Source organism: Sphingomonas sp. Ant H11, assembly GCF_000797515.1.
In the GTDB taxonomy this organism is placed as follows: Bacteria; Pseudomonadota; Alphaproteobacteria; order Sphingomonadales; family Sphingomonadaceae; genus Sphingomonas.
On the sequence record NZ_JSBN01000133.1, the window covers coordinates 1 to 6963 of the forward strand.

3 protein-coding genes and 5 pseudogenes are annotated in these 6963 nt (G+C 67.6%); 2 read left to right on the top strand and 6 right to left on the bottom strand.

All coding sequences use genetic code 11. The features are described 5' to 3' along the window. Window positions 1-213: pseudogene (locus tag NW75_RS19145) on the top strand (methionyl-tRNA formyltransferase); the annotation flags it as partial. Beyond that, window positions 210-950, top strand: coding sequence for a tRNA pseudouridine(38-40) synthase TruA (truA, locus tag NW75_RS19150; protein WP_033966913.1), 741 nt, complete (start codon window positions 210-212; stop codon window positions 948-950). The pseudogene NW75_RS19145 and the gene truA, both read left to right, overlap by 4 nt. Before the next feature lie 3 nt (window positions 951-953). On the opposite strand, the pseudogene NW75_RS19155 reads toward truA, so the two are convergent. From NW75_RS19155 to NW75_RS19180, 6 genes and pseudogenes are all read right to left on the bottom strand, one after another. Beyond that, a pseudogene (locus NW75_RS19155) lies at window positions 954-2131 on the bottom strand (class I SAM-dependent RNA methyltransferase). After that, window positions 2128-3484 (bottom strand): annotated as a pseudogene (locus NW75_RS19160) (NAD(P)H-hydrate dehydratase). The pseudogenes NW75_RS19155 and NW75_RS19160 overlap by 4 nt, the downstream one beginning before the upstream one ends. Window positions 3485-3523: 39 nt before the next feature. Continuing rightward, complete coding sequence (locus NW75_RS19165; RefSeq protein WP_231565327.1) at window positions 3524-3904, bottom strand: hypothetical protein; 381 nt, start codon at window positions 3902-3904, stop codon at window positions 3524-3526. A gap of 7 nt (window positions 3905-3911) precedes the next feature. After that, window positions 3912-5632: pseudogene (gene ilvD, locus NW75_RS19170) on the bottom strand (dihydroxy-acid dehydratase). Window positions 5633-5641: 9 nt separating this feature from the next. Then, window positions 5642-6376 carry an N-formylglutamate amidohydrolase gene (locus NW75_RS19175; RefSeq protein ID WP_033966915.1) on the bottom strand — a complete coding sequence of 245 codons (735 nt, stop codon included), beginning with the start codon at window positions 6374-6376 and terminating at the stop codon, window positions 5642-5644. A 202-nt stretch (window positions 6377-6578) separates the two neighbouring features. Beyond that, window positions 6579-6963, bottom strand: a pseudogene (locus NW75_RS19180) (4-(cytidine 5'-diphospho)-2-C-methyl-D-erythritol kinase); the annotation flags it as partial.

The following is a 6963-nucleotide window of genomic DNA, read 5'->3' on the forward strand; positions in this document are numbered from 1 at the left end:
GAGGCAGTCCAGCAGAACGCTGACGATGCGCACAGCCCCTCTCCCCGGCCCTCTCCCCACCAGCGAGCAGGAGAGGTGCTCGACACGCTTCTAACCATCGCCTGCGCCACCGGCGCGATCCGCCCGACCTTGCTGCAACGCGCCGGGCGTGGCGTCATGACCACCGACGAACTCTTGCGCGGCTTCTCCATCCCTGCAGGCACACAGCTTTGACGCGGTTCGCGCTGACGGTCGAGTTCGACGGACGCCCCTATATGGGCTGGCAGCGCCAGCGCCACGGGGCGAGCGTGCAGACCGCGATCGAACGCGCCGCGCAATCCATCACCGGCGAGGAGATCGCCGTCCATGCCGCCGGTCGCACCGATGCCGGCGTTCACGGCCTCGGTATGCGCGCGCATCTCGACCTGACGCGGAACTTCACCCCGTTCCGGCTGATGGAGGCGCTCAACGCCAAGTTACGGCCAGACCCGATCGCGATCCTCGACTGCGAGATCGTTCCCGATGACTGGCACGCGCGCTTTTCATGCATCGGGCGGCATTATGAGTTCCGCATCGTCACCCGCCGCGCGCCGCTGACAGTCGAGCGCGGGCTGGCATGGCGCATCCCCGCCCCGCTCGATGTCGCGGCAATGGCGGACGGTGCCGCGCGGCTGGTCGGGCGGCATGACTTCACCACCTTTCGCTCGGCGCATTGCCAGGCCGACAGCCCGCTGCGCACGCTCGACCGGCTCGATGTGGTGGCGAAAGGCGAGCGGATCAGCGTGTTCGCCTCGGCGCGCTCCTTCCTGCATCATCAGGTGCGCTCGATGGTCGGCTGTCTCGCGCTGGTCGGCGAGGGCAAATGGAGCCCCGACGACATGACCACCGCGCTCGAAGCCCGCGACCGCACCGCACTCGGCTTCAACGCCCCGCCCGACGGCCTGTACTTCCTGCGGGCCGATTATCCTTGATGGCTATCGGCTGAAGCGGGCCGCTAACTCGGCATGGGTCGACCAGCGGAACTGGCCGACCGGCTGCACCCAATCGAGCGTGTAACCACCCTTGCACAAAATCTCCGCATCGCGCGCAAAGCTACTGGGATTGCACGAAACATAGGCGATCACCGGCACCTTTGATGCCGCCAGTTGCGTCACCTGTTCGCGCGCACCCGCACGCGGCGGATCGAGCACGATCGCCTCGAACCGGTCGCATTCCGCACTCGTCAACGGACGCCGGAACAGGTCGCGATGCTCGGCGAACACCGCCCGGCCCGCCTGCGCCGCGCCCGCCTTCAACGCGAAGATCGCATCGCGCCCAGCCTCGGCAGCATACACCTTGCCCGGCAGCGACAGCGCCAGCGTGCCCAGCCCGGCGAACAGATCCGCGCTCACCCGCACTGCGCCAATTGCCTCGCGCACCGCCGCAACCAGGCTCGCCTCGCCCTCGCGCGTCGCTTGCAGGAAGCTGCCCGAGGGAAAGGGCACCGCCACACCACCGAGCGTGATCGTCACCGCCTCAGGCTCCCAGCGCGTTTCGGGGCCGATCCCGTCATCGACCGCCAAGCGCGCAATACCGTGCGTGCCGCAAAACGCCGTGATCCCTTCGGCAATCGCCAGCCCCTCGGCCAGCTTGCCCTCGATCAGCAGATCGATGCCCTGATCGACCTCGGTCAAATGCAGCCGCGCCCGCCCCTTCAGTGCCCGCGCGAGCAGTTTGCGCAAGGCGCCAGCACCGCGAACAGCGCAGGCGTCAGGATCCAGCATTCCTGCACATCGACGATCGCATGGCTGGCGGGTTCGCTGAACCCCAACCGGACCGCACCGCCCTTGACCTCGGCATGGAGCGCCGCACGCCGCCGCGTGCGGTCGGGGGACAGTGAAGGCGGTCGAAGCGGTGCCGTCAGCCCCTGGGCGGCGAGGGCACCCGATATGCGATCGGTGAGGAAATCGGCATAGCTTGCGTCATCGAGATGCTGGAGCTGGCACCCACCGCACACCGGAAAGTGGCGGCATGGCGGCGTCTGGTGGCGCGGCCCCGGAATCACGAGATTGTCGGGCGTCAGCGTATCGCCCGGCGCGGCGAAGGCAGCATGGCGACCATCGGCGGTGACACCGTCGCCGCGCGCGGCCACCCGAACAATCACATCGCTCACAACGCCGCCCTTATTACCGATATTTCACGCGCCAAGTCGTCCGCCAGAAACGCCCCGCCCAACCGCCGCGCGGCCGCGCCGTGCATCCACACCGCTGCCGCCGCGCGCGCTGGCGTCCCCAGCGGCGAATCGCTTGCCGCCAACGCGGCGACCGCCCCCGCCAGCACGTCACCCGTGCCTGCGGTCGAAAGCCAGGACGAGCCATGCGGAGCCATCACCACGCTGCCATCGGGATCAGCGATGACCGTGTCCGCGCCCTTGAACACCACCACCGCCCCCGATGAGGCTGCGGCGGACCGTGCCGCCTCGATCTTGCTGCCGCTCCACGCGCCGAACGCCGCAACAAATTCGCCGCCATGCGGGGTCAGGATCGTCGGCGCTTTCCGATCATGAAAGGTCCGTCCGTCCAGCAAATGCAGCGCATCGCCATCGAGCACCAGCGGGCGATCGCTTGCCAAAGCCACTGCGAGCTTGGATCGCGCCGCATCGTCGCGCCCGAGACCGGGGCCGATCAGGATCACTCCGATCCGCGCGTCCGCAAGCGCGTCCGGTGCCCAGGCTCGACGCACCAGCGCGTGCGGCGTGTTGGCCGGCAGCGTGTCCGACAGCAACAGCACATAGCCCCGCCCCGGCCCGCATCGCCGCCTCCGAAGCGAGCGCGGCGGCTCCGGGCATGATCCCGCCGACCACCGCCACCATCCCGCGCGTATATTTGGTGCTGTCGCTGCCGGGCGCTCGCAGCGTGGGGCGATCGATCACCGTCGCGCGCGCAGCGCTGCGTGTCTCCAGGCCGATCTCCACCAACCGCACGGTTCCACAAGTTTCAGCAGATGCAGCAAGCACATGCACGGGTTTCAACGCACCCAGTGCGAGCGTGATATCGAAGCGGCTGACAGTATCGATCAGCGCCTCGCCCGTGTCGGTGGCGAGGCCGGTCGGCACATCGACCGTGATCGAAAGCCGCGCCGCCTGCACCAGCGCAGCCAGCGGTGCCGCAATGGCATCGTCGACCCGCCGCGACAGCCCCGTCCCGAAAATGGCATCGAGCACAACCGGCGCAGGCGCGGCATCGCCAAGCGCTTCAACCGCCCCATCCCAGCCGCCGCGTGCTTGAATGGCGGCCTCGCTCGTCGGAGCCCCCGTCGCCGCCACGCGTACCGCGACGCCGTTCGCGCGCAGAATCCGCGCCGCGACATAGCCGTCGCCGCCATTATTGCCCGGTCCGCACAGCACCAGCACCGGTGCATCCCCCGCCAGCCGCCGCACCGCCTCAGCCACGCCCGCCCCGGCGCGCTCCATCAGCGCGGCAACGCTGGCTCCCGCATCGATCGCGCGCTGTTCCGCCGCGCGCATTTCGGCGGCGGTCAGGATCGGCTGCCCTGCAATGGGGGGTCATGAGGCGGCCGCGGCCTTGCTTTTGACGGTGGCGGGGAGACGATAGCGGTCCCCGCCCAAAGCGACCTCGATCTCGCCATTGGCAATGATCGTCACCACGGCCGTCTCCGCGCCGTCCGCAGCGATGACGCCGCGCCCGTCCTTGGTCACCAACAAGCGGTGGAACGCCCCGTCGGGGTGGCGCACGGTCAGCACCAGCCCGGCATCGGTTTCGCTTCGGTCGACCGTGCAGGTCCGCGCGAAATCGGCGGAACCGCGCTCCGCGCAGACGATGTTCCCGCTATCGTCGCGCGCCTGGCGCTGCTCCGCCTCGATCTTGGCGAGTGTGGCGTGGTCGGTGCGTTGCTCGCCGCACGCGGCGAGCGAAAAGGCCAGCAATATTAGACTAGATATCCGCGTAGACATGAGTTTCGGCGCTGGCTCCCGGGTGCGTGACCGCGCCCTTATAGGCAGGCCCGACCGTCTGGGAATAGCGCCACAGCGCGCCCGCCTGGTAATCATTGACGCGCGGCACCCATGCCGCCTTGCGGGCGGCCAGCGTTTCCGGGGTGACATCAAGGTCGATCGTGCCCGCTTCGGCATCGATGCGGATGATGTCACCGTCTTCGACCAGCCCGATTGGCCCGCCTTCGGCGGCTTCCGGCCCGACATGGCCGATGCAGAAGCCGCGCGTGCCGCCCGAGAAGCGACCGTCGGTGATCAACGCGACCTTTTCACCCAGCCCAAGACCGTAAAGCGCGGCGGTGGTCGACAGCATCTCACGCATGCCGGGGCCGCCCTTGGGGCCTTCATAGCGGATGATGATGACTTCGCCCTCGTTGATCTGGCGCGCCTCGACCGCCGCGAAACAATCCTCTTCACAATCGAACACGCGGGCCGGGCCGGTGAACTGCAACCGGTGCATCCCCGCGACCTTCACGATCGCGCCATCGGGGGCGAGCGTGCCGCGCAGACCGACCACACCGCCGGTCGCCGACAGCGGTGCCTTGACGTCGTAAATGACCTTCTGGTCGGGGTTCCAGGTGACCTGATCGATATTCTCGCCGAGCGTCTTGCCCGTCACGGTCAGACAATTGCCGTCGAGGAAGCCGCCTTCGAGCATCGTCTTCATCAGCATGTAGACACCGCCCGCCTCATACATATCCTTGGCGACATACTTACCGCCGGGCTTGAGATCGGCGATATAAGGCGTTGATTTAAAGGCCTCTGCCACATCGAACAAATCAAAGTTGATGCCCGCTTCATTGGCCATCGCGGGCAGATGCAAGGCGGCGTTGGTCGATCCGCCCGTCGCCGCGACAACGCGCGCTGCGTTGATGAAGGCTTCGCGCGTGCAGATGTCGCGCGGGCGAATGTTGCGCGCGATCAGTTCCATCACCTGCTCGCCCGCTGCGATCGCGATCTCGTCGCGGCCGCGATAGGGGGCGGGCATCATGTTGGAATTGGGCAGCGACAGGCCGATCGCCTCACCCACGCACGCCATCGTGTTCGCGGTGAATTGCCCGCCGCACGCGCCGTGCCCGGGGCACGCGACCTTTTCGAGCTCGATCAGTTCCTGCAGCGGACAGCCGCCCGCCGCATATTGGCCGACCGCCTCGAACACATCGACGACGGTGACGTCGCGATCATGGAAGCGACCGGGCAGGATCGATCCGCCATAGACGAAGATGCTCGGCACGTTGAGGCGCAGCATCGCCATCATCATACCCGGCAGCGACTTGTCGCACCCGGCAAAGCCGACGAGCGCGTCATAGCAATGGCCGCGCACGCTGAGCTCGACCGAATCGGCGATCACTTCGCGGCTGACGAGCGAGGATTTCATCCCCTGATGCCCCATGCGATGCCATCGGTGACGGTGATGGTGTTGAAACGGCGCGGCATTCCGCCGCCGGTGATGACGCCCGCCTGCGCGGCATCGGCCTGTTCGTCCAGCTTGGTGTTGCACGGCGCGGAGTTGTTTCCAGCCGAGGCGAGCGCGACGAACGGCTTGGCGATGTCCGCCTCGGCGATGCCCATCGCATAATAATAGCTGCGATGGGGTGAGCGTTCGGGACCAACCGAAACGTGACGGCTGGGGAGCTTGGCTTTGTCGAAGGTGCGAGTCATGGCGAAAGCCTATGTCGCCAAACCCCCGTTCGACGCAAGTCTGTTACGTATTTCGATCAAAATTGGCGCGAGGATCGTGGTCCAGCGGGCTACCCCTCCCGCGTCGGCGATCAGATCGTTGCGGATTTCGATCGAAAGGCTGGCAATCCCGTTGCCTTCCCCATGCCGGTCGAGCGTCGCGTTGAGCAGGCGGCCCGAATAGGGTTCATTGTCGCCGGTGACCAGGCCCTGCGCCCTCAGCAGCGGCAGCGCGATCTCGGCGGCGCGACGGTCGTTGTTCGACAGGATACCGATTTCCCAGGGACGAACCGCGCCGCTCCCGCTTTCGAGCTGTGGCGTGAAGCTATGGATCGCCGCAAGCAGAACCGGTCGCCGCGCCGCGATCGCGGCGTCGATGGCCTCGTGATAAGGCACATAAAAGCGAGCGATGCGGTCGTCGCGCTCGGCGATGGCATTGCCGGGAATGGCGTGGCCATCGCTGGCGACGGGGATCAAGCCCGGAGACTCGAGCGGGCGGTTGAGGTCGATCACCAGACGCGACACGCTGGCAAGGATGGCCGGTGCATCGAGCGCTTCCGCCAACGCTTCGGTCAGCGCGGCGCTGCCAAGATCGATCGCAATGTGTTTGTCGAGCAAGTCGGGCGCGATGCCGAGCTCGACCCCGACAGGCACCGCGTTCGACGCGTGATCGCAGATCAGCAGAATGTCGCCCGTGGTTGCGGGCAGGATGCGCGGGCCGGTCATGCCGACGAGGGGACGGCGCGGTTGCCCGCGCCGTCCCGCTGCATGGATGGCGCGCGGGGGGACCGTGGACCATCAACGGGCGCTCCGCTGGGGGCGGCGGACCCGTTCGATCCGACCGCTGCAAGGCCAGTGCCAAGCGCGCATTTCCGCCGTTGCGGCACAGCGCGCTGCATCGTCTGTCCCGAAATGGAGCGCGAGAGCGTCATGCGAGTCGCGTTTCGAGACACCACCACCCCGGCTGGGCGGCACGAATGCGCGTCGCGGCGGCGGCGCGCTCCGCCTCATCCGTATAGAGGGCAAAGCAGGTCGCGCCCGAGCCCGACATGCGCGCCAGCACTGGATTGCCCTCGCCAAGCGCGTCCAGCACTGCGTCGATTTCGGGCGCAAGTGCGCGCGCCGGTGCCTCCAGGTCATTGCGCCCTTCGAGCGCCATCGCCAGCACGTCCCCGGTCGGCAATGCGCCGCGATCGACGCCATCCCACGCCTTGAACACCGCCGCCGTCGATACGGCGACGCCGGGGTTCACCAGCAACGTCGGCATATCCGCCAGCCCGGCAAGCGCTTCCAGCCGCTCGCCGCGCCCCTGC

What these genes read in the sequence shown, in the direction of transcription:
- NW75_RS19175 (WP_033966915.1), bottom strand. Translation starts at nt 6,376, where the DNA reads ATGACCGGCCCGCGCATCCTGCCCGCAACCACGGGCGACATTCTGCTG.